This is a genomic window from Halovibrio salipaludis, from assembly GCF_002286965.1.
GTDB lineage: Bacteria > Pseudomonadota > Gammaproteobacteria > Pseudomonadales > Oleiphilaceae > Halospina > Halospina salipaludis.
Genome location: NZ_NSKD01000003.1, coordinates 139,741 through 163,961, shown reverse-complemented (window position 1 = coordinate 163,961; position 24,221 = coordinate 139,741). Strand labels below are relative to the sequence as shown.

18 protein-coding genes are annotated in these 24,221 nt (G+C 59.3%); 6 read left to right on the top strand and 12 right to left on the bottom strand.

All coding sequences use genetic code 11. The annotated features are described in order from the left end of the window. The first annotated feature begins 53 nt into the window (after nucleotides 1–53). Both aceE and aceF read left to right on the top strand, forming a co-directional pair. Nucleotides 54–2,720, top strand: a complete 2,667-nt coding sequence (aceE, locus tag CK501_RS08465; RefSeq protein WP_095617307.1) for a pyruvate dehydrogenase (acetyl-transferring), homodimeric type — start codon at nucleotides 54–56, stop codon at nucleotides 2,718–2,720. A gap of 27 nt (nucleotides 2,721–2,747) precedes the next feature. Beyond that, nucleotides 2,748–4,433, top strand: a complete 1,686-nt coding sequence (gene aceF, locus CK501_RS08460) for a dihydrolipoyllysine-residue acetyltransferase (RefSeq protein WP_095617306.1) — start codon at nucleotides 2,748–2,750, stop codon at nucleotides 4,431–4,433. Nucleotides 4,434–4,477: 44 nt separating this feature from the next. Here the strand turns inward: aceF and CK501_RS08455 are convergent, their stop codons facing one another. The 7 genes from CK501_RS08455 to CK501_RS08425 form a co-directional block, all read right to left on the bottom strand. After that, nucleotides 4,478–5,692: an iron-containing alcohol dehydrogenase gene (locus tag CK501_RS08455; protein ID WP_095617305.1), complete on the bottom strand. Its 1,215-nt coding sequence runs from the start codon at nucleotides 5,690–5,692 to the stop codon at nucleotides 4,478–4,480. Nucleotides 5,693–5,997: 305 nt separating this feature from the next. Continuing rightward, nucleotides 5,998–7,737: an ABC transporter substrate-binding protein gene (locus CK501_RS08450; protein ID WP_095617602.1), complete on the bottom strand. Its 1,740-nt coding sequence runs from the start codon at nucleotides 7,735–7,737 to the stop codon at nucleotides 5,998–6,000. Nucleotides 7,738–7,797: 60 nt separating this feature from the next. Then, entirely contained in the window at nucleotides 7,798–8,070 is a 273-nt protein-coding gene (locus CK501_RS08445; RefSeq protein ID WP_095617304.1) for a DUF2160 domain-containing protein, read from the bottom strand. Between the two features lie 17 nt (nucleotides 8,071–8,087). Then, nucleotides 8,088–8,981 (bottom strand): carbohydrate ABC transporter permease, encoded by an 894-nt coding sequence (locus tag CK501_RS08440; protein WP_095617303.1) that lies wholly within the window; start codon nucleotides 8,979–8,981, stop codon nucleotides 8,088–8,090. Nucleotide 8,982: 1 nt separating this feature from the next. Next, nucleotides 8,983–9,867 carry a carbohydrate ABC transporter permease gene (locus CK501_RS08435; protein ID WP_095617302.1) on the bottom strand — a complete coding sequence of 295 codons (885 nt, stop codon included), beginning with the start codon at nucleotides 9,865–9,867 and terminating at the stop codon, nucleotides 8,983–8,985. Next, the gene (locus CK501_RS08430; RefSeq protein ID WP_095617301.1) at nucleotides 9,860–10,960 is read right to left on the bottom strand and encodes an ABC transporter ATP-binding protein; all 1,101 of its coding nucleotides are present in this window, start codon (nucleotides 10,958–10,960) and stop codon (nucleotides 9,860–9,862) included. The genes CK501_RS08435 and CK501_RS08430 overlap by 8 nt, the downstream gene beginning before the upstream one ends. Before the next feature lies 1 nt (nucleotide 10,961). Continuing rightward, nucleotides 10,962–12,050, bottom strand: a complete 1,089-nt coding sequence (locus CK501_RS08425) for an ABC transporter ATP-binding protein (protein ID WP_095617300.1) — start codon at nucleotides 12,048–12,050, stop codon at nucleotides 10,962–10,964. A gap of 363 nt (nucleotides 12,051–12,413) precedes the next feature. Here CK501_RS08425 and CK501_RS08420 point away from each other — a divergent pair, with 363 nt between their 5' ends. The 3 genes from CK501_RS08420 (at nucleotide 12,414) to CK501_RS08410 (ending at nucleotide 18,870) form a co-directional block, all read left to right on the top strand. Further along, nucleotides 12,414–14,402, top strand: a complete 1,989-nt coding sequence (locus CK501_RS08420) for a sigma-54-dependent Fis family transcriptional regulator (protein WP_095617601.1) — start codon at nucleotides 12,414–12,416, stop codon at nucleotides 14,400–14,402. A gap of 161 nt (nucleotides 14,403–14,563) precedes the next feature. Then, entirely contained in the window at nucleotides 14,564–15,457 is an 894-nt protein-coding gene (locus CK501_RS08415; protein ID WP_198949444.1) for an MBL fold metallo-hydrolase, read from the top strand. Between the two features lie 137 nt (nucleotides 15,458–15,594). After that, entirely contained in the window at nucleotides 15,595–18,870 is a 3,276-nt protein-coding gene (locus tag CK501_RS08410; protein ID WP_095617299.1) for a carboxyl transferase domain-containing protein, read from the top strand. A 53-nt stretch (nucleotides 18,871–18,923) separates the two neighbouring features. Here CK501_RS08410 and CK501_RS08405 read toward each other — a convergent pair whose 3' ends face one another. The 4 genes from CK501_RS08405 to CK501_RS08390 form a co-directional block, all read right to left on the bottom strand. Continuing rightward, complete coding sequence (locus CK501_RS08405) at nucleotides 18,924–19,100, bottom strand: DUF2897 family protein (protein WP_095617298.1); 177 nt, start codon at nucleotides 19,098–19,100, stop codon at nucleotides 18,924–18,926. A 103-nt stretch (nucleotides 19,101–19,203) separates the two neighbouring features. Further along, nucleotides 19,204–20,382, bottom strand: a complete 1,179-nt coding sequence (gene hmpA / locus CK501_RS08400; RefSeq protein ID WP_095617297.1) for an NO-inducible flavohemoprotein — start codon at nucleotides 20,380–20,382, stop codon at nucleotides 19,204–19,206. A gap of 274 nt (nucleotides 20,383–20,656) precedes the next feature. After that, on the bottom strand, nucleotides 20,657–21,427 hold the full coding sequence (locus tag CK501_RS08395; RefSeq protein WP_198949443.1) for an SDR family NAD(P)-dependent oxidoreductase: 771 nt from the start codon (nucleotides 21,425–21,427) through the stop codon (nucleotides 20,657–20,659). A gap of 36 nt (nucleotides 21,428–21,463) precedes the next feature. After that, on the bottom strand, nucleotides 21,464–22,435 hold the full coding sequence (locus CK501_RS08390; RefSeq protein WP_233128874.1) for an alpha/beta hydrolase family protein: 972 nt from the start codon (nucleotides 22,433–22,435) through the stop codon (nucleotides 21,464–21,466). A gap of 173 nt (nucleotides 22,436–22,608) precedes the next feature. Between CK501_RS08390 and CK501_RS08385 the strand changes: the two genes are divergently transcribed. Further along, a complete protein-coding gene (locus tag CK501_RS08385; protein ID WP_095617295.1) occupies nucleotides 22,609–23,505 on the top strand; it encodes an AraC family transcriptional regulator in 897 nt (298 codons plus the stop codon). Here CK501_RS08385 and CK501_RS08380 read toward each other — a convergent pair. Beyond that, entirely contained in the window at nucleotides 23,498–24,175 is a 678-nt protein-coding gene (locus CK501_RS08380; RefSeq protein ID WP_095617294.1) for a TVP38/TMEM64 family protein, read from the bottom strand. The two genes, CK501_RS08385 and CK501_RS08380, sit on opposite strands and share 8 nt — an antisense overlap. Between the last annotated feature and the right edge of the window lie 46 nt (nucleotides 24,176–24,221).

Sequence of the window (24,221 nt, the reverse complement as noted above, 5' to 3'; positions counted from 1 at the left end):
ACCCGCATCCCTGAATACCCAATCCCTGCCAACAACACAGGAGTGCACGCCCCATGAGTCAGGACGATGATCCGGTCGAAACCCGGGAATGGCTGGAGGCACTGGAATCGGTTATCGAGTACGAGGGGGTTGAGAGGGCGGAGTACCTGCTGTCCAAGCTCTCCGACAGGGCCACCCGCGCGGGCACGCCCATGCCCTACGCCATCACCACCCCCTTCCGCAACAGCATCCAGCCCACGGACGAGGCCCGCATGCCGGGCGACATGTTCATGGAGCGCCGCATCCGCTCGCTGATCCGCTGGAACGCGCTGGTCATGGTGATGCGCGCGAACATGAAGCCGGGCGATCTCGGTGGTCACATCTCCACATTCTCCTCTGCCGCCACCCTCTACGATGTCGGGTTCAACTACTTCTTCCACGGCGGCGACGAAAGCCGCGAACCGGACCTGATCTATTTCCAGGGCCACGCCGCGCCGGGCATCTACGCCCGCTCCTTCCTGGAAGGGCGGCTGAGCGAGGAGCAGCTCGACCACTACCGCCAGGACACCCTGAAAAACGGCATCTCCTCCTATCCCCACCCCTGGCTGATGCCGGACTACTGGCAGTTCCCGACCGTGTCCATGGGGCTGGGGCCGATCCAGGCCATCTACCAGGCCCACATCATGAAATACCTGCATAACCGGGAGCTGGTGGAAAGCGGCGACCGCAAGGTCTGGTGCTTCGTGGGCGATGGCGAATGCGACGAGCCCGAGACCCTGGGCGCCATCGGCCTGGCCGGGCGCGAGAACCTGGATAACCTCATCTTCGTGGTCAACTGCAATCTCCAGCGTCTGGACGGGCCGGTGCGCGGCAACGGCAAGATCATCCAGGAGCTGGAAGGCATCTTCCGGGGCGCCGGCTGGAACGTGCTCAAGGTGGTCTGGGGTCGCCACTGGGACACCTTGTTCGAGAAGGACACCGAAGGTGTACTCCAGGAGGCGCTGGATCGCACCTGCGACGGCGAACTCCAGAATTACCTGAGCCAGGGGCCGGCCTATACCCGCAAGCATTTCTTCGGGCAGAGCCCGGAGCTGGCGGAGTTCGCCAAGGAGCTGACCGATGACGACATCCTGGCACTCAACCGCGGCGGCCACGACCCCTACAAGGTCTACGCCGCCTACAACGAGGCGGTGAACAACAAGGGCCAGCCCACGGTCATCCTGGCGCACACCATCAAGGGCTATGGCTTCGGCAAGGGGGCCGAGGCGCAGAACATCGCCCACCAGGTGAAGAAGCTGGACAAGGAGGGGCTCAAGGCCTTCCGGGACCGTTTTGGCGTACCGGTCAACGACGACGAGCTGGAAAACCTGCCCTACTACCGCCCGGCCGCCGACAGCCCGGAAATGCAGTACATGCAGAAACGCCGGCGCGGGCTCGGCGGGTACCTGCCACGCCGGCGCCGGGATTCGAACCCGCTCAAGATTCCGGAACTCAAGACCTTCAGCAAGCTGCTTGAAGGCACCGGGGAAAAGGAGATGTCCACCACCATGGCGTTCGTGCGCATGCTCACCACGCTGCTCAAGGATAAGCAGGTGGGTCAGCGCGTCGTGCCCATTGTGCCGGACGAGGCCCGCACCTTCGGGATCGAGGGCCTGTTCCGCCAGACCGGCATCTACACCTCCGAGGGCCAGAAGTACACGCCCGAGGACCGGGACCAGATCATGTACTACCGGGAGGACAAGAAGGGCCAGATCCTCCAGGAAGGCATCAACGAGGCGGGGGCCATGTCCGCCTGGATCGGCGCAGCCACCGCCTACAGCAACCACAACTATCCGCTGCTGCCCTTCTACATTTTCTACTCCATGTTCGGCTACCAGCGGGTGGGCGACCTGTGCTGGGCCGCCGGCGACATGCGCGCCCGCGGCTTCCTGCTGGGCGGTACGTCCGGGCGGACCACCCTCAACGGTGAAGGCCTCCAGCACCAGGATGGCCACGGTCTGATCCTGCACAACGTGGTGCCCAACTGCCTGACCTACGATCCCACCTATGCCTACGAGGTGGCGGTGATCATTCAGGAAGGCATGCGGCGGATGTATGCCGAAAACGAGAGCATCCACTACTACATCACGCTGCTCAACGAGAACTACCAGCACCCGCCCATGCCCAAGGGCGCCGAGGAAGGCATCCTGCGGGGGCTCTATCAGCTGGAAACCGTGAACGTCGCGGGCAAGGCGAAAGACAAGGCCCCGAGGGTCCAGCTGCTGGGCAGCGGCGCCATCCTCAACGAGGTGAGGGCGGCCGCGCAGATGCTGAAGGAGGAGTTCAAGGTGGGCTCGGATGTGTGGAGCGTGACCAGCTTCGGCGAACTGGCCCGTGACGGCCAGCACGTGGCGCGCTGGAACCGCCTCCACCCGGATAAGAACCCCCGCACCTCCTGGGTGCACGACCAGCTCAAGGACCAGAAGGGGCCGGTGATCGCCTCCACGGACTACATCCGGCTGCAGTCCGAACAGATCCGCGCCTTTGTGCCGGCGCCCTACCATGTGCTGGGCACCGATGGCTTCGGGCGTTCCGATACCCGCTGGAACCTGAGGGCCTTCTTCGAGGTGGATCGCTATCATGTGGTCGCAGCCGCGCTTAACGCGCTGGCCGAAGAAGGCACCGTGGAGCACGCCACGGTCATTGAGGCCATGAACCAGTACGGCATTGATGGCGACAAACCCAATCCGGCGTCCAGCTGATCCGGCGGCAGAAGGAGACACGGCACTATGAGTGAACAGGAGATCCGGGTTCCAGAGCTGGGCGGTGCGGAATCGGTTGAGATTGTGGGGGTTCTGGTGAGCGTGGGTGACTCGGTCGAGGCCGAAGACCCGCTTCTGGAGCTGGAATCCGACAAGGCCACCGTGGAAATGCCGGCACCGGCAGCTGGCAAGATCACCCGTCTGGATGTGAACGAAGGCGATTCCCTCAAGGAAGGGGATCTGGTCGGCATGATGGAGACCGCCGAGGCCGGCGCCTCCGGTGACAGCGATCAGTCCGAAGGCGACGAGGAATCGGTAGGAGCGAGCCCCGCTCGCGATGAGACACAGGAAGCGGATGCCGCAACCGACTCGCAGTCCGGGGATACGGCTTCCGAGGCACCCGGAACTTCCGGCGGCGAACAGGCCATCCAGGTCCCCGAACTCGGTGGCGCCGAATCGGTGGAGATCGTCGGAGTCCTTGTCAGCGTCGGCGACTCGGTGAACGCCGAGGACCCACTCCTCGAGCTGGAATCCGACAAGGCGACGGTCGAAATGCCATCTCCCGCCACGGGAAAGATCACCCGCCTCGACGTTAAGGAAGGCGATACCCTCAAGGAAGGCGATGTCGTCGGGATGCTGGAAGTCTCTGGCGGAGGTGCTCAGGCATCAAGCGAACAGACGTCGACAGGGAAAAAGGAGCAGGCTGATTCTGTAGGAGCGAGCCCTGCTCGCGATGATGCCCAGCAGACCCAGGGCACCACCTCCAGCACCGCCGCCAAACCTGAAACACCCGAGACTCCCTCCGGCAAGCGCGTCCACGCCGGCCCCGCCGTCCGGCGCATCGCCCGGGAATTCGGCGCTGACCTACAACAGGTCCAGGGCAGCGGGCCCAAGGGGCGTATCCTCAAGGACGACGTCCAGGCCTGGGTGCGCAAACAGCTCCAGTCCGGCTCCAGTGCGCCTGCCGGTGGTGGTGCTGGTATCCCCGAGGTGCCGCTGCCTGACTTCAGTCAGTTCGGTGAGGTCGAACGCCAGTCCATGACCAAGATCCAGCGGCTGACGGCCCAGGGCATGCACCGCAGCTGGCTCAACGTGCCGCATGTGACCCAGTTCGAGAAGGCGGACATCACCGACCTGGAAGCCTTTCGCAAGGACCACAAGGCTGAGGGCGAGAAGCGGGGCGTGAAGATGACGCTGCTGCCGTTCCTGATGAAGGCCTGCGCCCATGCGCTCGCCACCTACCCGCAGTTCAACGTCTCGCTGGATATGGCGAATCAGCAGATCATCCAGAAGCACTACTGCCACATCGGCATCGCTGTGGACACGCCCAACGGTCTGGTGGTGCCCGTGATACGGGATGTGGACCGCAAGAGCATCTGGCAGCTCGCGGAAGAGGCCCAGGAACTGGCGGGCAAGGCGCGGGACAGGAAGCTCACGAACAACGACATGAGTGGTGCCTGCTTCACCATAACCAGTCTGGGCGGTATCGGTGGCACCGCGTTCACACCCATCGTGAACTCGCCGGAAGTGGCGATACTGGGCGCCTCCAAGGCGGCCATGGAGCCTGTCTGGGATGGTGCGCAGTTCCAGCCACGGCTGATGCTGCCGCTGTCGCTGTCCTACGACCACCGGGCCATCAATGGTGCGGATGCGGCGCGTTTCACAACACTTCTGTCGAAGACGCTGGGGGATCTCCGGGAACTGGTGATGTAAGTGCCCCGCAGGTAGCTGGTTTCAGATTCTGAAGCCTGCAACCGTTAAAGCCGGCACTCCAGAACGCCCGCCAGCTCGGCATCGGTCAATTCCAGCGGATTGGTTTTCATACTGCTGCCCCGGGCCCCAGCACAGACTCTGGGGATGTCTTCTCCCGCCATGCCATAGGCGCCGAGTCGGGGCAGATCCAGTTCCCGTACCCAGACCCGCAGGCATTCAATCAGGGCGTCCCCCGCCTCCGTATCGCTCAGGGTCGACTGGCCTGTCATCAGACGTCCGACACGGGCGTATTTGGGGAGCGCCGTGGAATCCGGACTCCGCGCTCTGAGGGCATGGATATTGGTGGCGGTGGCTTCGGCCAGCAGGGTTCCGCACACAACGCCGTGGGGCATTGGGAAAAAAGCGCCCAGGGGTGAAGCAAAGCCGTGGACCGAGCCGAGTCCCGCCTGGGCCAGCGTGACGCCGGACATCAGGGAGGCGTAGGCGAGTTGCGTATAGCCCGATGACGCGTTTGTGTGGTCGCCTTCCCACGCGGCCCAGAAGCCTGCTTTGAAAGCCTCCATTCCAGACCAGGCCAGGGCGTCGGTTACCGGGTTGGCTCGGGTTGAGACATAGGATTCGAGCAGCTGCGTCAACGCATCCATACCGTTAGCGGCGATCTGGGATCTGGGGCATGAGGCCAGCAGATCCGGGTCGACAAGGGCAATCCGGGCGATAAGCTGGTTGTCGCGGAATGACTTTTTGAACCCATCCTCGCCCTGCACGCTCAAGACCGCGTTTCGCGTGGCTTCGCTGCCGGTGCCGGCGGTTGTAGGTACGGCGATCAGGGGGACGCTCGGGCCAGTGTAAGGCAGGTTGTTGCCAACACCCTCCAGGTGGTCCATGACGGATGTGCCGGTGCGCAATAAGCCGGCAATGGCCTTGGCGGCATCCAGGACACTGCCACCGCCAATGCCTGCAACGACATCAATGCCGGATTGTCGGTGTTGCGCCACCGACGCGTCCACAAGCTGGGGTGAAGGCTCACCATCGACCTGTATCCAGTCCCAGGTGATGCCCAGTGCCTCAAGCCCTGTCTTCAATACCGACCAGGACGAGGTGCTTATGAACGCGTTCTGGCCGGTCACTATGAGCGCGTGTTGACCCCTTTGCTGAATGATCTGCGGCAGCTGTCGGATCTGCCCCTGGCCAAACTGGATTTCCGGCAGGGCAGCCACCTGGAATGGCGATAGGGTAGGGGTCTCGGATACCAGTGACATCTGTACTCCCGGAGCAGAGGTGAGTAATTGAAAGAACAAACATTATAACCCGGATCGATCGCGCGGGTCTGGTCTGGCTGCACGGTGTTCCGTCTTGAACAAAGCGCCGGAGCAGCGGAGCGTAACAGTGAAGGGTTGGGGCAACTGGCTGAGGAAATGCGCCCTGTAGTCGGCAGCTTTCGGATTTGATTAGACGTAAAAAAGCCACCCCCTGGGGGTGGCTTGTAACATTACTAACACGTCACATCGTTTCTGATGGGATCGTGCAGGAACGGAGACTTTGCATGATCCCGATTCAAGCGGCTTTAGCTGCTACCCGCTTCCTGCCATTCCTCCATCATTTCGTCGTATGGCATGGTCTTGCCTTGCGGCATCTCATTGTCCAGACGCTGCTTCGGCGCACCGTCCTTTTTCAGCCAGTATTCGGGATCACGCTTCTCGTTCATAACTGGCGCGTATTTATCGAATACGTCAGCACGGGCCAGACGGCTCATGATGTTATCCAAGGCTTCGGCCAGGTCATCCAGGCCTTCTTTAGGTGTCACCTCGCGACTCATTACCGGCGCCAGATTCTGCCACCACAGCGGTGCCATGCGAGGATAGTCTGGTACGTTGGTGCTTGAGGGGGTCCACCAGCTTTCGTTCTCGCTGCGGTAGAACTCCACAAGACCGCCGAGTTGCGGTGCCATTTCCGTCATCTTTTCCGACTCAATGTCAGAACGACGGATGGGCGTCAGACCTTCAATCAGCTTCTCGAGAGACACTGACTTAGCGGTCGTGAACTGCGCGAAGAGCCAGGCTGCGGTGCGACGATCCTCGGGCGTGGAATCAAAGAAGGTCCAGGAGCCAACGTCCTGATAACCAACTTTCATGCCCTCTTCCCAGTACGGCCCACTCGGGGAGGGCGCCATGCGCCACTTGGGGTTGCCTTCGTCGTCTGTTACTGCTACCTCAGGGTCGACCATATCGGCGGTGAACGCGGTGTACCAGAAGATCTGCTGTGCGATGTTGCCTTCAGCCGGAACGGGGCCGGCTTCCCCGAACGTCATTCCCGAGGCTTCCGGCGGGGCATAGGCGTGCAGCCAGTCAACCGCTTTGGTCATTGCAAACACGGATGCAGGTGAGTTGGTGCCACCCCCGCGGCTCACGCTTGCTCCAACCGGATTCGCATTTTCGTCAACGCGGATACCCCAGTCATCCACGGGGTTGCCGAAAGGAAGGCCTTTGCTGCCCATGCCGGCCATGGAAAACCATGAGTCATGGAAGCGCCAGCCCAGTGATGGATCCCGGCGGCCATAGTCCATATGCCCGTAGATCTTTTCACCATCAATTTCTCCGACGTGTTCCGTGAAGAACTCGGCGATCTCTTCATAGGCGGTCCAGTTGGTCGGCACACCCAGCTCATAGCCGTAGATCTCTTTGAACTGCTTCTTCAGCTCCGGATCTGTAAACCAGTCGTACCGGAACCAGTAGAGATTGGCGAACTGCTGGGTCGGCAACTGATAGATGTCGCCACCCGGGCCCGTGGTGTACTGGATACCAATGAAGTCGTCCAGATCCAGCATGGGGTTGGTAAAGTCAGCCCATTCGTTGTCCATCGCCTCAGACAGGTTGATGGTGGTGCCGTAGCGGATGTGGGTACCGATGGCATCAGAATCGTTGACGTAGCCATCGTAGATATTCCGGCCAGTCTGCATCTGGGTTTGCATGGTATTGACTACATCGCCTTCACCGATAATGTTATGGGTAATCTCGATGCCAGTAATGTCCTCAAAAGCCTCAGCCAGTACGTCACTCTCATATTGGTGAGTGGTAAGGCCTTCAGCTACTGTTTTGATTTCCATGCCCCGGAACGGCTCGGCCGCTTCGGCAAACCATTTCAACTCCTTGATCTGTTCTTCACGTGACAGCGTTGAATGCTCGAATTTGTCCACCCAGCGCTCAATTGCCGCCTCTGCGTCGTGCGTGTTGGCGTTCAGTGTGCCGGACGCGAGCATGACGCCACTCGCCAGTACCGATAGGTACAACGTCTTGTTGTTTTTCATGCTTACCTCGTCGCTCATTTTATCGTCCCTGGTGTTTACGTCGTCCCTGAATTTATTTGCTCAGCCCCAGCGCATCAGCACCACCATCCAGGCGATGCTTGCCACCAATGCCAACCAAATACTGATAGTCGTGAAGCCAATGACGCCCAGGTGGATATAGGCGGACGTCAGAAGGCCAATAAAGAAGCGGTCCCCGCGGGTCGTGGGAACAGGAAGAAAGCCTTGGCGTTCAACCGTTGGTGACACGATCTGCCATACCGTCATGCCGGCAAGCAGTGCGGCTATGGTGGCGAAGAAGACCGCTGTCGGTACTGTCCAGACCATCCAACTCATGATCAATCTCCCCTTAGTTAGGTGCGGCCGAGGGCAAAGCCCTTGGCGATGTGATTACGCACGAAGTAGACCACCAGAACGCCCGGCAGTATGGTCAGTACACCGGCGGCGGAGAGCGTGGACCAATCGATGCCGGAGGCGGTGGAGGTCCGCGTCATGATGGCGCCAATGGGTTGTGCGTTCGTGGCAGTCAGGGTCTGGGCGAGTAGTAACTCCACCCAGGAAAACATGAACAGAAAGAACAGCGTCACGCCCACACCGGAGCGGATCATCGGAATGAAAATCTTGATGAAGAACCCGGGGAAGGTATAACCGTCGATGTAGGCGGTTTCATCCACTTCCTTGGGAACACCGCTCATGAAGCCCTCCAGAATCCATATCGCCAGGGGCACATTGAACAGGCAGTGTGCCAGCGCGACTGCGATGTGGGTGTCGAACATGCCCACGGTGTAATAGAGCTGGAAATAGGGCAGAAGGAATACTGCGGGCGGCGCCATCAGGTTGGTGAGCAGCCAGAAAAACAGATGCTTGTCGCCAATGAACTTGTAGCGGCTGAAAGCATAGGCTGCGGGCAGTGCCACGCAGATACTGATCGCCATGTTCATGGCAACGTAGGTGATGGAGTTAACATACCCCATGTACCAGGATGGATCCGTGAAGATCTTGATGTAGCTACCGAAATCAAAATCCTGTGGCCACATTGAAAACGTCCCCAGGATTTCCTGGTTGGACTGTAGCGACATGTTGATCAGCCAGTAGATCGGCAGCAGGGTAAAGAGCAGATACAACCCCAGCAGGACTCGGTTACGACCCGAGGCAGTCCCTTTCTGAGCGCTTACTGGACGGGTCAGTGAGGCACTGTCCGCGCGTTCCTGCGCCTGGTCCTCATTGTAGGTGGTTGCAATGGTCATCTCAGGCGCCTCCTTGGGTGTTAACTTTATCTTTCTGCATATTCATGATCGCGATGTAGAACACGTAGCTCACCGCCAGGATGATAAGGAAGTAGATGATGGAGAAGGCGGCGGACGGCCCCAGGTCCTGCTGGCCTATGGCCATTGACGTTAGTGACTGACTCAGGAAGGTGGTGGAACTGCCCGGCCCGCCACCAGTCAATACGAAGGGCTCGGCGTAGATCATGAACGAATGCATGAAGCGCAACAGAACGCCAATGACCAGCACATTGGTGAGCTTTGGCAGCTGGATGTAGCGGAAGACAGCCCAGTTTGACGCTCGGTCAATCCGAGCTGCCTGGTAATAGGCTTCAGGGATGGCACGCAATCCGCTGTAGCACAGTAGCGCGATCAGGGGCGTCCAATGCCAGACATCCATCAGAATGATCGTCACCCACGCATCAGTGGCATTGCTGGTAATGCTGTAGTCGTAACCCAGCGCGTTAATGCCATAGCCCATGAGCCCAATGTCGCCCCGGGTGAAAATCTGCCACATGCTGCCAACCACGTTCCAGGGCACCAGCAGTGGCAGGATGACCAAGATCAATACGGCGGACGCTTGCCAGCCTTTCTTGGGCATCAGCAGTGCAATGGCAATGCCCAAAGGCACCTCAATTGCCAGAATGGTAAAAGAGAATGCGAACTGACGAAGCAGGGCCCCCTGCAGGTCCGGATCATTCAGCGTTTTCTCAAACCATTCCGTCCCAACGAAAAACGCTGAGTTGCCCAGAATATCTTGGATCGAGTAATTCACTACGGTCATCAGGGGAATGACGGCCGAGAACGACACAAGGACGAGCATGGGCAGGACGAGAAACCATGCTTTATTGTTTTCAACCTTATTCATTGCCCACCTCCACGCGGTACTCGTCGATGTACAGTGTCAGCCATTGCTCGGGAAAGCTCACGTACGCTTTCTTCTGGGGGACACGTTGATCCTCGTGCAGACGGGCTCGAAGCAGGGAATCGCCGAAATAGAACGACATGATGCGGTAGGTGCCCAGATCTTCCACATCCTTAACGTTAACCTCGAAGGCCTCATCGTTCCTGTCGTCCCAAACGTGAACGAATTCCGGGCGGATACCCAGTTTGATGTTGCCGGAGTCCGAGGCCTTGGCGATGGCGTGCTGATGGGGATTGATCGGGATGGCGATATCGCCATATTGAGCGCCGCTGTCGGTAATGGCGACTTCCAGGAAATTCATACCTGGACTGCCAATGAAAAAGCCAACGAAGGTGTGGGCAGGGCGTTCGAACAATTCACGCGGGGACCCGAACTGCACCATCTTGCCCTCGTACATCACTGCGATCTTTTCAGCGAAGGTCGAGGCCTCAAGCTGATCGTGAGTGACATAGATCATTGTGATGTTGAACTGCTCGTGAATCTGCTTGAGTTTCCGCCGCAGCTTCCATTTGAGTTGCGGGTCAATCACGGTCAGTGGTTCATCGAACAGAATGGCGGAGACGTCATCCCGGACCAGTCCCCGCCCCATGGATACCTTCTGTTTTTCGTCGGCATTAAGGTTCTTGGCTTTGCGCTTGAGTACGGAAGTCAGCTCAAGAATCTCTGCGACCTCATGGACGCGCGGCGCAATTTTGTGTGCCGGCGTTTTGATGTTGCGCAGCGGGAAGGCGAGGTTCTCAAACACTGTCATTGTGTCGTAAACCACTGGGAACTGAAAAACCTGAGCAATGTTGCGCTCTTCGGGTGAGAGATCGTTAACGATGCGGGAGTCGAAAATGACATCCCCTTCGGAGGGCTGTAGCAGGCCGGAGATGATGTTGAGCATGGTGGACTTGCCGCAACCCGACGGGCCCAATAACGCGTAGGCGCCGCCCTGGTGCCAGACGTGATCCATCTTACGGATGGCGTAATCCTCGGGGGAGGATGGATTGGTTTCATAGGTATGAGCCAGTGAGCTCAGTGTGATCTCAGCCATGTCAAACCCCTCCCAGACGTGTTGGTACGTGGACTGTCGATCCGGCCATATCAAAGCCGTATATCTTGTGGGTGGGGAAATACACCTTGATCTGCTCATCCACGTCGTATTCGTGGACACCGGATAGATGGAGCACAAGGTTAAGTTCACCGTTGTGCACATGCAGGAACGTTTCCGAACCACTGATCTCGGCAAGATCGACGTTCATGGGGAGCTCGAGATCATCGTCAGCATGGGGCACAAGGCCGATGTGGGACGCTCTTACGCCGAACTGGTAACGCCCGGGGGTCAAGGACTGGAGATCGGAGTTGAGCTTGAAATGCACCGTCTCATCAAAGGTTACCTCAGACTCTGTAACCAGGGCAGGGACCACGTTGATGGGAGGTTCTGAGAACATTTCAGCGCTCAGGATATCCTTGGGCTTGTGATACACCTCGGGCGTGCGGCCGTACTGGAGAAGTTGCCCTTCGTGCAGGACCGCCGTATTACCGCCCAGCGCCAAAGCTTCGTTTGGCTCAGTGGTTGCGTAGACGGCAATGCAGTTCCGGGTCTTGAACAGTTCGCGCAGTTCCTCACGGAATTCTTCACGCAGCTTGTAATCGAGATTGACCAGAGGCTCGTCAAACAGAATCAGATCGGCGTCCTTGACCAGAGCGCGAGCCATCGCGGTGCGTTGCTGCTGGCCACCGGACAATTCCAGTGGGTAGCGATCCAGCATGCTTTCGAGATGCAACATGTTCGCCGTCTCCCGCACCCTTTTATCGATGACCTCTCGGGGCATCTTTGCGAGTCGCAGCGGAGAGGCGATGTTGTCGTAGACGGTATGAGCGGGGTAGTTGATGAATTGCTGATAGACCATGGACAGGTTGCGTTTCCTCACGGAAACGCCCGTGACATCAACGCCATTCATGAGCACACGGCCGCTGGTTGGCTGGTCGAGACCGGCCATAAGACGCATCAACGTCGTTTTCCCAGCCAGCGTCCGGCCCAGAAGGACGTTAAAGGAGCCCGGCTCCAAATTCAGGTCGATATCAGTTATCCAGTCCTGACCGTCAACAGCTTTGCTGACTTTTTCAAGAGTTAGAGACATTGTTGGTTCCCTGACTTGTTATTGTTATGCGGACTTGCTGAGCGCAAGGCAAAACGCATTCGGTAACCATACAAGTCTGATGCCAGGATTTTTCGAATTCGCGTATAATTCCCTATATTTTTGATTTTAATAAAAAAAAGTACCAAATACGATTTTCTGTGATTGTTTTGGCCCATTCCGAATGTTCGTAAATGTTCAAAATAGTGCAAGGTAAGTGTTCACAAAGTGTTCACGAAGTGTTCAGATGAGTGTTCACTAGGTAGTCAGAGACGGTTCCGGCGCTGGTGCTCCCTTAGGGGTAATCAGATAATCGGCTGAAGTGCATATCGCAGTGCGGCGATCAACAAGAGGTGCAATTCATTGGTGCAGGACAACAACAATAACCCCGGCGACCCGGGGGCGGATCCAGTCGCTGATGCGGACCAGACGCACAAGGAAGTCATTGAAAACTCGTGGTATCGATGTGAGAGGTATGGCTTGGCCCATGGCGCCCCGCCAGACTTTGGTGATGTGCGGAGAGGTGATGTCAGCGCGCTTGTGGACCAGCATCATGATCTGATGCACACCACGGAAAACGAGGTGTTGCCCTATTACGAGAATATCCTGTCGAACTCGTCCTGCCTGATTGTTCTGGCGGATAATCAGGGTCATGTACTCAATACCTGGGGTTCGCCCCGGTTCCAGGGCCTTGGAGAGCATGGCCTCGTCCCCGGCCATCAGTGGCATGAGAGGGGGGTGGGCACCAACGCGATCGGAACCGCCTTGGCTGCGGGGCACGCGGTACAGGTCAGCCGTGATGAACATTTTCTGCGCGCCAACCGGTACATGGTGGGCTCGGCATCGCCAATCTACGACATCAGGAAGGAAATGATAGGGGTTCTGGATATTTCATCCGACGCCTATCTGCCGCAGGACCATACCCTGGGCATGGTCAAGCTGATGTCGTTGAGCGTGGAAAACCAATTGATTCACGCGGCTTTTCAACAGGACCATCACATCATTACCTTCAGTACCGATATCAGTGGTCTGGACAGCCATTGGGCCGGGCTGCTGGTTCTGGACGACCAGGGTATTGTGATCTCGGCGAACCGACGGGCCTGGGCGTTGCTGGCGCAGGACATTGCGCTGATGGATATTGAACAGATATTCGGTTTTAAGTTCCATGAACTGCGTCAGCAGCCCCCGAATGCTCCGCTCACACTATGGGTATTTGGACGCTACCGCATGTGGGTTCGTGTTCAGCCGCCATTGGCGCCATCGCTGAAAGTCGCGGATTTTCGCGTGAAAGGCCAGGCGTCCGGGCAGGGCGCTCCGGAGCCCAAGCCGGAACCGGCCGCCGGTAACAGTGAATTACCGGAGGATGTAGTGCCTTTCGATGAACTGGAGCATGGTGACCGGAAAGTACGCCAGGTCCTCAGTCAAGCCAGGAAGATCATCGAGAAGGACATCCCCATCCTTATTCATGGTGAGACGGGTGCTGGCAAGGAAATCATGGTGCGCTCACTGCATTTTCACAGCAGTCGGCGGGAACAGACACTGGTGGCAGTCAACTGCGCGTCGATCCCTACCGAGCTGGTTGAGTCAGAGCTGTTCGGTTATGAAAAAGGCGCATTCACCGGTGCCAGCAGTAAAGGGTCGGTGGGCCTGATCCGCCGTGCCCATGGTGGCACCCTGTTCCTTGACGAAATCGGTGAAATGCCGTTGCACGTGCAGGCACGGTTGCTGCGAGTGCTTCAGGAGCGCGTGGTTGTGCCTCTGGGCTCAAGTGAGGTCTTCCCGGTGGATATCCGTCTTGTTTCCGCTTCGAACCGGAATCTCAAGGCGGCAGCGGATGAAGGATCTTTCCGTCAGGATCTCTATTACCGTATTTCCGGCCTGAACATCGAAGTGCCGGCATTGCGGCATCGTGAAGATAAAGCGGCGCTCATCAAATACATGTACGACCGACTGCAGGTGGATGAGGGGCGGGTTCTAATGAGCCCAGAGGTGGAAGATCTGCTGGTCAGACACCCTTGGCCGGGGAATATGCGGCAACTGGCGAATGTACTGAAAATAGCGCATGCCATGGCTGATGATGGAATCATGAAGCGCGAACACCTGCCAGCGGATTTCTACGATGACCTGAACAGGGTGATGGAGTCATCGCCCGCGGAGGGTGCCGGGGAGAGTGAGCTGCCCGAGCCGGCTGTGTCCCGGGAAACCGCGGGAGCGCTGGAGAACCGGATTCAGGAACTCTATCGGCAGGTGGGTGGTAACGTCAGCCGAACCGCACGACTCGCGGGCGTTAGTCGTAATACGGTGTATAAGTACGTTCGTAGCGATTCGCCAGACGAGGGCCTGCCTAGGGCTTAAAGGGCCTACAGAGAACTAGCAGGCCCTCTTGAGTTGTTCCAGGACAGCATCATCGTTTCCGCAGGTGCTGGATTAGGGACGGCTGGAGGTCTTCCCGGCGATCCCTTGCGAGCCCGGGAGCGTACACGATCAATATTGATGGGGTTGCAGGGAGAACGATCATGGCTCAGAAAAACAGCAAGCCGCTCAAATGGGGTTTTCTGGCCGTCGCCGCGTTTGCGCTCAGCCCGGTGTTGGCCATGGCGGAGCCTAAGCCCGGTATTGAGCGGGTCAAAGACAACGTCTATCGCTTTTCCTATGAGCATTACCATTCGGCCTTCATGGTGACCGAAGAAGGCATTGTGGTAACCGATCCCATTAACGAGGAAGCGGCGGGCTGGCTGAAAACGGAGCTTGCGGAGCGGTTTGATGTGCCCATTCGCTACATGGTGTACAGCCACAATCACATTGACCATGTGATGGGCGGCGACGTGCTCGATAGTGACGAGGTCACGGTGGTGGCCCACGAGTACGCGGCGCAGGATCTGGAGTGGACCCGGGCGCCCACGGCAATGCCGGAGCTGACCTTTCCGGATGAACTGACACTCCGGTTGGGGGAAAGCCGCGTGCAGCTGCGTTATCACGGCCCGAATAACGGTCGGGGCTCGGTCAGCATGCGGTTCCTGCCGGCAAACGTGATGTACGTGGTCGACTGGGTCGTGCTCGGCCGCATGATGTACAGGGACCTGCCGGGTTACGACATCCACGGCGTGATTGCTTCCACGCGGGACCTGCTGAGTGGTGAGCCCTTCGACCGGTTTGTGGGCGGTCACGGTGAGATGGGCACCCGAGAGGATGTGGAAGACTATCTGGCCTACACCAAGGCCCTCTACAACGCCGTGCTGGACGGCATGCTGGCTGGCAGGGACCTGAAGACCCTGAAGCAGGAGATCCGTCTGTCCGAGTACAGCCATCTTTCCATGTACGAAGAGTGGCTGCCGATGAACGTGGAGGGTGTTCATCGCACGCTGATCGACCAGTCCTATATAGATCGGCGTCTGAATACCGGGAACTGAGAGCATGCCCCCTATAAGGGATGCTTATTCCGGTGTCTGAAATGGATTCATTGGTTTCATTCCGTAAAGGCTCTTAGGCTGAACGCAGGATCCGGCCATTTGGCCGTCGATCAGGCTGAAAACCAGGGAGCCGTCCGATGCCGTTTTCTTCTGTCCTCATCGCCAACCGCGGTGAGATCGCCATCCGTATCGCGCGGGCCTGCAATGAGCTGGGTATCCGGTCCGTGAGCGTGTTCGCGGAAGATGATGAGGCGTGCCTGCATACCCGTAAGTCCGATGAGGCCGTTGCACTCCGGGGGCGGGGCTCCAAGGCCTATCTGGACATGGATCAACTGATTGCCATTGCCCGGGACCGGGGGTGCGATGCCATCCATCCCGGCTATGGGTTCCTGGCGGAGAACGCGATGTTTGCCCGCAGGTGTGCGGAAGCCGGCATCGTATTCATCGGGCCGGCGCCGGAGGTGCTGGAACGTTTTGGCGACAAGTCAGCGGCGCGGGCGCTTGCGGAGCAGAATCATGTGCCGCTGGTTGCGGGGATCAACCGGGCCATAACGCTGGACGAGGCCAGAACCTTCTTCAGCGAGCATGGCCCGCTGATGCTCAAAGCAGCCGCGGGCGGCGGTGGCCGTGGCATCCGTGCGGTTGCCTGTGAAAGCGAGCTCGAGGAAGCGTTCACCCGTTGCCAGTCCGAGGCGCAGTCCGCCTTCGGTGATGGCGCGCTCTACGTGGAGCGGCTCATCGAGCGGGCGCGCCACATCGAGATCCAGGTGCTGGGGGATGGCACCGGCGCGGTCAGCCACCTTTGGGAGCGCGACTGCAGCCTCCAGCGCCGCAACCAGAAACTGCTCGAGATGGCGCCCAGTCCGAGCCTGGAGGCCGGAACCCGTGATGCCATGATCGAGTGCGCACTGGCCATGGCGCAGTCCGTGAACTATCACGGCCTGGGCACATTCGAGTTTCTGGTCGATGCGGATCAGCCGGAGCGGTTCGTCTTTATGGAAGCCAATCCAAGGGTTCAGGTGGAACACACGGTGACCGAGGAGGTGACCGGCGTTGACCTGCTTCAGACCCAGCTGGAGCTTCTGGCGGGCCAGACCCTGGCGGACCTGGCGCTTGAAACGGCGCCGACACCACGAGGCTTTGCCATCCAGGCGCGCGTCTGCGCCGAAACCCTGCAGGCGGACGGTAGCGCTATGCCGGCCGCTGGCACGCTCACCGCCTACGAGCCACCCAGCGGTCCTGGCCTCCGTGTGGATGGCCACGGCTACGTGGGCCTGCCCATCAGTCCGTCCTACGACTCACTGCTGGCCAAGCTGATCGCTCATGGCAACAGCTACAGGGCAGCCCTCAAGCGCCTTTATCGTGCCCTCTGTGAATTCCGGCTTGAGGGCGTGGCGACCAATATGGGCCTGCTCCGGAACCTTCTGCAGCGGCCGGAAGTGGAAGGCTATGACGTCACGACGCGCTTTTTCGAGGCTCACCTGGAGGCGCTGATCGCGGCCGACGATCAGGCTCACCCGCACCTGCATGTAGACGCCGCCGCGCCGGCGTCCGTGGATCCCGTGGCCAGTGTTGAGGCGCCGGCTGGCACCGTCGGCATCGAGTCGCCCAGCGCGGGCCAGGTGGTCAGCGTTGACGTGGCGGAAGGGGATGCCGTGGCCGCTGGCCAGGTGATTGCGGTACTGGAGGCCATGAAGATGGAGTTCGTGGTCAGGGCGAGCCAGTCCGGCATCGTGCGTGCGCTCGCCGTGCAGCTCGAGGCCATGGTGGCGGAAGGGCAGGCGCTGCTGTTCATTGAGCCAGCGGAGGTGGATGATCAGCAGCTCCAGACCGAAGAGGCCGTGGATCTTGATCACATCCGGGCGGACCTTGAGGAGGTGTTCGAACGTCACGCACAGCTCACGGACGAGCGCCGCCCGGCGGCGGTGGAGAAACGCCACAAAGCCGGGCAACGCACTGCCCGTGAGAACGTTGAGGATCTGCTCGATGAGGGCAGTACCAACGAATACGGTGCCCTGGCGGTGGCCGCGCAACGCCGCCGCAAGTCCGTGGAGCAACTGGCGGAGCTGAGCCCGGCGGATGGCCTGGTTACCGCCATCGGCACGGTGAACGCGGATGTGTTCGGCGCTCCGGATTCAGGCTGCGTTACGCTGGCCTACGATTACACCGTCTTCGCGGGCACCCAGGGCATGGCCGGGCACAGGAAGGCGGATCGGATGCTGGCGCTGGCGGAGCAGTGGCGGATTCCCCTAGTGCTTTTCGCGGAAGGCGGGGGAGGGCGGCCCAACGATACCGATGCCAACGGTGTGTCCTTCCTGGATTGTCATAGTTTCGCGGCAATGGCTGCACTTTCCGGAAAGGTGCCGACCATCGGCATTGCCTCGGGCCGGTGTTATGCCGGTAATGCCGCCATGCTGGGCTGCTGCGATGTCATCATCGCGACCCGCGGCACGACCCTGGGCATGGCCGGGCCGGCCATGATCGAAGGGGGCGGACTGGGCAGCTACAGCCCCGAGGAAGTCGGGCCGACCTCGGTTATGGGGCCGAATGGCGTGATCGACGTACTGGTCGAGGATGAAGCGGAAGCGGTCCAAACCGCCAAGCAGTACCTGGCCTATTTTCAGGGGCCGATTGATGACTGGCAGGAACCGGACCAGCGCCGGCTCCGCCATCTGATCCCGGAAAACCGCATGCGCGTCTACGACATCCGGGACGTGCTCGGGACCCTTGCAGACGAGGGCAGCGTGCTGGAACTGCGCCGGGAGTTCGCGCCCGGGCTGGTTACCGCACTGGTGCGCATCCAGGGGCGGCCCTTCGGGCTGATCGCCAACAACCCGGCGCACCTCGGCGGTGCTGTGGATGCCGCCGCCGGCGACAAGGCCGCGCGCTTCATGCAGCTGTGCAACGCCCATGGTTTGCCCATGGTGTCACTGTGCGACACACCCGGTTTCATGGTGGGCCCGGAAGCGGAAAAACAGGCCACCATCCGCCATGTGTCACGCATGTTTGTGGCGGCGGCCAACCTTTCGGTTCCCTTTTTCACGGTGGTGCTGCGCAAGGCCTATGGGTTGGGTGCCCAGGCGATGGCCGCCGGCAGCCTGCATGCGCCGTTCTTTACCGCCGCCTGGCCGAGCGGGGAGTTCGGGCCCATGGGCTGGGAAGGCGCCGTCCGGCTGGGCTTTGCCAAGGAACTCGCGGCCCAGCCCGATGAGGCATCCCAAAAGGCGATGTTCGATACCCTCGTCGCAAAGGCCTACGAGCAGGGCAAGGCCCTCAACGTAGCCAGCTACCTGGAAATCGACGCCGTCATCGACCCGCAGGATACGCGGGCCTGGCTGCTACGCGGGTTGAACGCTGCATCCATGGGCAGTCATGGGGATCCTGGGCCGGGCGGGTTCGTGGATACCTGGTAGCTGCTTTGTGTGGCCACGGCGGCGCCCGTGACCCATGACGAAAGGAAGAGGCGTCAACGCTCCTCTTCCTGTTGCCTCTCTTCTTCCTCGAGCTCCGCCTTGCGCTTGCGGATCCTTTCCATCTGCTCACTGGACATATTGAGATTGCGGGCACTGTCGCGCAGCCAGAACAGTCCTCCGAGCATGGAGCCGATAACAAGAATGAAAATGATCCATTCGGTGGCGGACATGAGCGCTCCTCCGGACTGGTGGCACGGCAGGGCCGGAACCCTGCCTTAACGGTACCACTGTTTCAACTTGCCAGGTATGAATGGCGGGAGCGTCGAGTCTCTTTCAGGCAGCCCTCAGCGGGCGAGCCGGGCCGAAGTGCTCGTAGTGGCGCCGGCTCTCGCTGACCCCCAGTGCTTCGAGTGCGGCATCCACTGTCTGCATGAAGGCTTCGGGACCCACGAAGTAGCAGCGTGCGGCTGGATCCGGCAGGTGCTGCGCCAGCAGGGTCTGGTCCACCATGCCGATCGCGTCCGCGCCGTCGGCTTCCCCGCCTTCCTCGTAGATCACGACCGGATTGAAGTAATCCTGGTACTGCTCCCTGAGAGCCTTTATCTCCTCCGAGAAGGCATGGTGCTGACGGCTGCGTGCCGCGTGCAGGTAGGCTACCGGCCGCCCCTGTCCCAGCGCCTGCTTCGCCAGGGGGAGCATGGGCGTCTGGCCAACACCGCCACTGACCAGAAGCAGTGGCTCCTGGCCGGTCAGCGTCAGATCGCCGGACGGTGGTAGCAGTTCCAGCTCAAAGCCGTTTGCTGCTTCGTCGTGAAGGAATCGGCTGACATGGCCCTCCGGCTCGCGCTTCACGGAAATCCGATAGGTGCGCCCGTTGGGCCCATCGGAAAGGCTGTAATGGCGGTAGACCGGCTCGCCGTTTATCTCAAGCCGCACACCGATGTACTGGCCCGGCTGGAAGTCCGCGACCGGCTCACCGTCCATGGGCTCCAGCTCAAAGGACGTGATGACGGCGCTTTCCTGGCGGCGGTTGCGGATGCGGAACGCGCGCCGGCCCTGCCAGCCACCCGGGCGGTTTGCGAATTCGTGGTAATGGCTCTGTTCAACATCGATCAACAGGCCGGCCAGTTCATCGTAGAGAGCCTGCCAGGCATCCGCCACATCGGGTGTAACGGCATCGCCCAGGACCTCACCAATGGCCGCCATCAGGCATTCGCCGACAATCGGGTAGTGGTCCCGCTGGATGCCAAGCGAGATGTGCTTGCCAATGGCGGTGGAGAGCGCGGCACGTGCTTCTGCCGGGTTATTGCGCAGCTGCACGTACTGCAGAACCGCTCCGGCGAGGGCGCGTGCCTGATTGCCGTTGGCCTGGTGGCTGGCGTTGAACAGCGCGTTGACCTCTGGATAGCGGTCAAACATCAGCGGGTAGAAGCGGGCGGTAATGGTTTCCAGGTGTTGCGCCACGACAGGGGCGGTCTCTTCGATGATCTGTTCCTGCTTCGAACTCAGCATTGGTACTCCTTGAAGGTGAGCGATTCGGCGCGTGAGGGGTCAGCGCCTGATAAAGCAGTACATATAATACATGTTATTTGATGGATGTAAAAAGGATGCATCAAATGTGGCGCAGGCGTGATGACAGAAGTAATGACTGGCCGAAGGCTACCTGAAAAGCCGCTTCAGTCTGTCCCCATGGAATGGTTGCAGGTAGTACGGGGCGAGGAACATGGCTACCAGCAGAATGGCACCTGAAACGGTAGCGGCCACTCGAGAGAGTGGCCCTGATGGTTTAATGGGGAACCTGTCTGTAGGGAAAGATGGGATCTTTCAGTTCCAATTGATTTTCGGCGTTTACAAGGCCTACCACCTTGTCACTTTCAAACAGCTGAGAGGCGTATTGAGCTAGTTGATCGGCGGTTATGAAGGCGCTATCTGGGAATAGGCCCTCGCCGTCAATAGCTCCCTGCTCGGAAGAATGCGCTATAAACTCGCTTTCGGTCGGGCCTGGCGCCAGGACCTTGGCTCGCATTTGCTTGCCTTGATCCTGCAGGCTCTGCGCGATCCCTTCCGTAAATGAAGCGACGTAGAATTTGGTCGCACAGTAAGTAACCGCAACATCAAACTGAGTGTACCCTCCGATTGATGCAACATTGAGCAGTGTCGCGTTGGTGTCTGAGTAGTCCCTGGCGTAACGTAAGGATAGAGTGGTCAGGGCCTTAACGTTCAGGTCCACCATCGTCTGAGCTTTGACCAAATCCGTTTCCCAAGGCTTTGCAAAGTCCCCGAAACCGGCATTGTTGATCATTGCTTCAATGTCAAACGCTTCCAGCTCGTCGTAAAGACGGTCAGCGGCGTTTTCGGCTGCCAGATCAAAGGGTTTTACGATAACCTGAACCGAATAACGGGATTCGATATCCTGCTTCATCTTATCCAGTTCACTCTGTCGTCTGGCGGAGATGACAAGGTTGTGGCCATTGGAAGCAAACTGGTAACTCAGTGCTTTACCAATTCCTGAACTGGCACCAGTGATCAGCACGATTTTCATATCTGTTTTCGTCATTTTGTTCTCCCGTATCTATTTTGCTCGCACGCTGGCTCAGGCCATGTGCTTGTTGAAGAAGTCGAGGATCTGTTCAGGGTGTTTCCCAAAGTGGTTGTAACCGTCCTGGAATCGCTTGGTCGTGTTCTCGATCCAGTACAGCCTCTTGTCCTCGCTGCCGAGACGATCAAAGATCCTCTGCGCGTCTTCGGGATTCCGGGTCCAGGCATCGTCCAGAACCTGGTGCATGAACACGGGCATGGTTACCGCCGGTGCGAAGTGACGGGGTGTCATCTCGGCCGTGGTGAATGCACCCATTTTCAGCAGTTCCAGGTCGATCAGTTCCTGGTACTCGCTCACGCCCATCAGCTCGGAGAAGGCTGAGAAGATCGCTTCCATGGAGACAACCATAGGGCTGGCCATGCATCGGACGTCTCCGAAAAGCTCCGGCCGCCGGTAGATGGCCTCGTATTGCGCGTTGCCACCCGTGCACTGACTGTACAGACCCACCTTCATCTGGCTCAGCCTCGGGTGGTTATCCACGTACTTCTTAACGCCCACGCAGTCGCGCCACTCGTAGCGACCGATGCCGCAGATCCCACCATTGGCGGCGCTGCTGGTGCCGTGGTTCCGCAGGTCGTAGGCCAGAACGTTGTAGCCGGCATCCGTGAGATGCTTCATCTGCAACACGAAATCAATCTCGACGGCATCGAAGTTGCTCCAGGGTTCACCCAGGTGACCCGGAAAGCCGGCACGGGACATTGGCAGGGCGTGGTTGAAGATGATGAGCTGATTGGTCTCGCCGCCTTTGGCGGGGATGTACCAGCCCTCAAGCGGCGTTCCGTCGTCCGACTGGAAGTAGATGTCCTCCCAATCGGTCATGCCATGGTCGTCCGGGGTCTTGTGCAAGACGCTGCGCAACGGTTTCACGATACTGGCCAGGTTCATGACCTTCTCGTGATCCTTCGGGGCAATCTGTTTGAGTTGCGCCCGGGCTTTGTCCATTCGTTCCGGCGGCATTCTGCTCATGGTTCACCTCGTTCTGTCCGGTTTCCTGATATTGCGAGACAAGGATGCTGGGAAGGGCGGGCTGGACGTTATCTTAAATCTCTTGGGTGATTGCCTGATTCTCCAGAATCCTCTGTACATTGAGTGCCTGAAACGGAAAACTGGTGCCTGGGATCTGTTCTGGAGGAAACCGCATGGCCGGTATAGCCGAAGTGAAAGATTTGGTTGAACGACACACGAACGTGGAGGGTGTGTGTACAACAGCCATTCCGCGTCTTTCGCTGTATCGTTTCTCCCGGATGTTGGAAGCGCTGCACGGGGTTTACGAGCCATCGGTCTGCATTGTGGTCCAGGGGCGTAAGCGGGTCATCGCCGGTGAGCACCTATGCACTTATGATGTTGAGAATTATCTCCTCGTATCCGCTGATGTGCCGGTAGTGGGGCAGGTTCTGGAAGCCAGCCGGGATCACCCCTTCCTTGCTATGCTGATGCATCTGGATGCCGCTACCCTTGCGGAATTAATGCTCGAGACTGACGTTGAAGAACCCAACCACGGCATCACCGGGTCGGCCTTGGCGGTCAGCACGGTGGAGCCGGATTTGCTCGACGCCTGTGCCCGGTTGCTTCGGTTGCTTGATTCTCCGGAAGATGTGCCCGTTCTGGCTCCACTTGTGGAGCGGGAAATTCTCTATCGATTGCTGCGTGGTGGGCAATCCCAGCGCCTCAGCCAGCTGGCGACCACGGAAAGCAGGCTTCATGACATCAAGCGTTCAATCGGCTGTATCCGGGAGAACTACCGGGAGCCACTTAGCGTTGAGGCACTGGCATCGGAAGCGCGCATGAGTACGTCTGCGCTGTACCACCACTTCAGAGCGGTGACAGGATTGAGTCCGCTTCAGTACCAGAAACATCTCCGTCTGCAAGAAGCAAGGAGGCTCATGTTAGGCGGGGAGATGAACGCCGCCACCGCTGGGTACTCGGTGGGCTATGAGAGTCCCTCTCAGTTCAGCCGTGAATACCGGCGCCTGTTCGGTGCGCCACCAGCGCGAGATATCGCACGACTTCCTTTGTCGAGCCTTGAGCCTATTTGAAGAACCGCTTCAGCCTTTCCCCGTGAAACCGCTGCAGGTAGTACGGGGCGATGAACATGACCACCAGCAGGATGGCGCTCGCAATGGCGGCGGCCACCGGGTGAACCTGAAAGCTCTGGCCCAGGGTGACGAAGACGACCGTCATCGGGAGCATGCCCAGATAGGTGGCGAGGGCGTAGCGCCAGGTGCTGATCACCGTCAGCCCCGCTGCATAGCTCACCAGTGCGAACGAGAACAGTGGTACCAGCCGGGTTATGAAAACGCCCCAGAAAAGCACTTTCTGGGGTGCCTGTTCCTGGAAAAGCGGGTTTTCGCCCAGTTTGCGGCGCACCAGATCGCGCGCGATAAAACGGCTGATGCCAAATGAAGTCAGGGCGCCGGCCAGGGCGCCTGCCGAGGCCACCAGCGTGCCACCCACCACACCGAAGGCCATACCGGCGGCTGCACTGACTGGCAGAGTCGGTATGGGGCCGATGACCACGGCCATGACCATAACGAGCATCAGCAGCAGGGGCCCGGCGGCACCCTGGGCGTTCAGCCACGCTGCCATTCCGCCAGTGGAAAGATTTCCGGGCATGCCGAGCTCCCGGAGCAGGAGCCACAGGCCCGTCAGCGTGATACCCAGTATCACCAGTAACAGCAGGCGGTTGAGTGTTCGCGGGTTTTTCACAGGGTATTGCTGCGGATGGCTGTCATGGCTGAATGATGACCGGGGA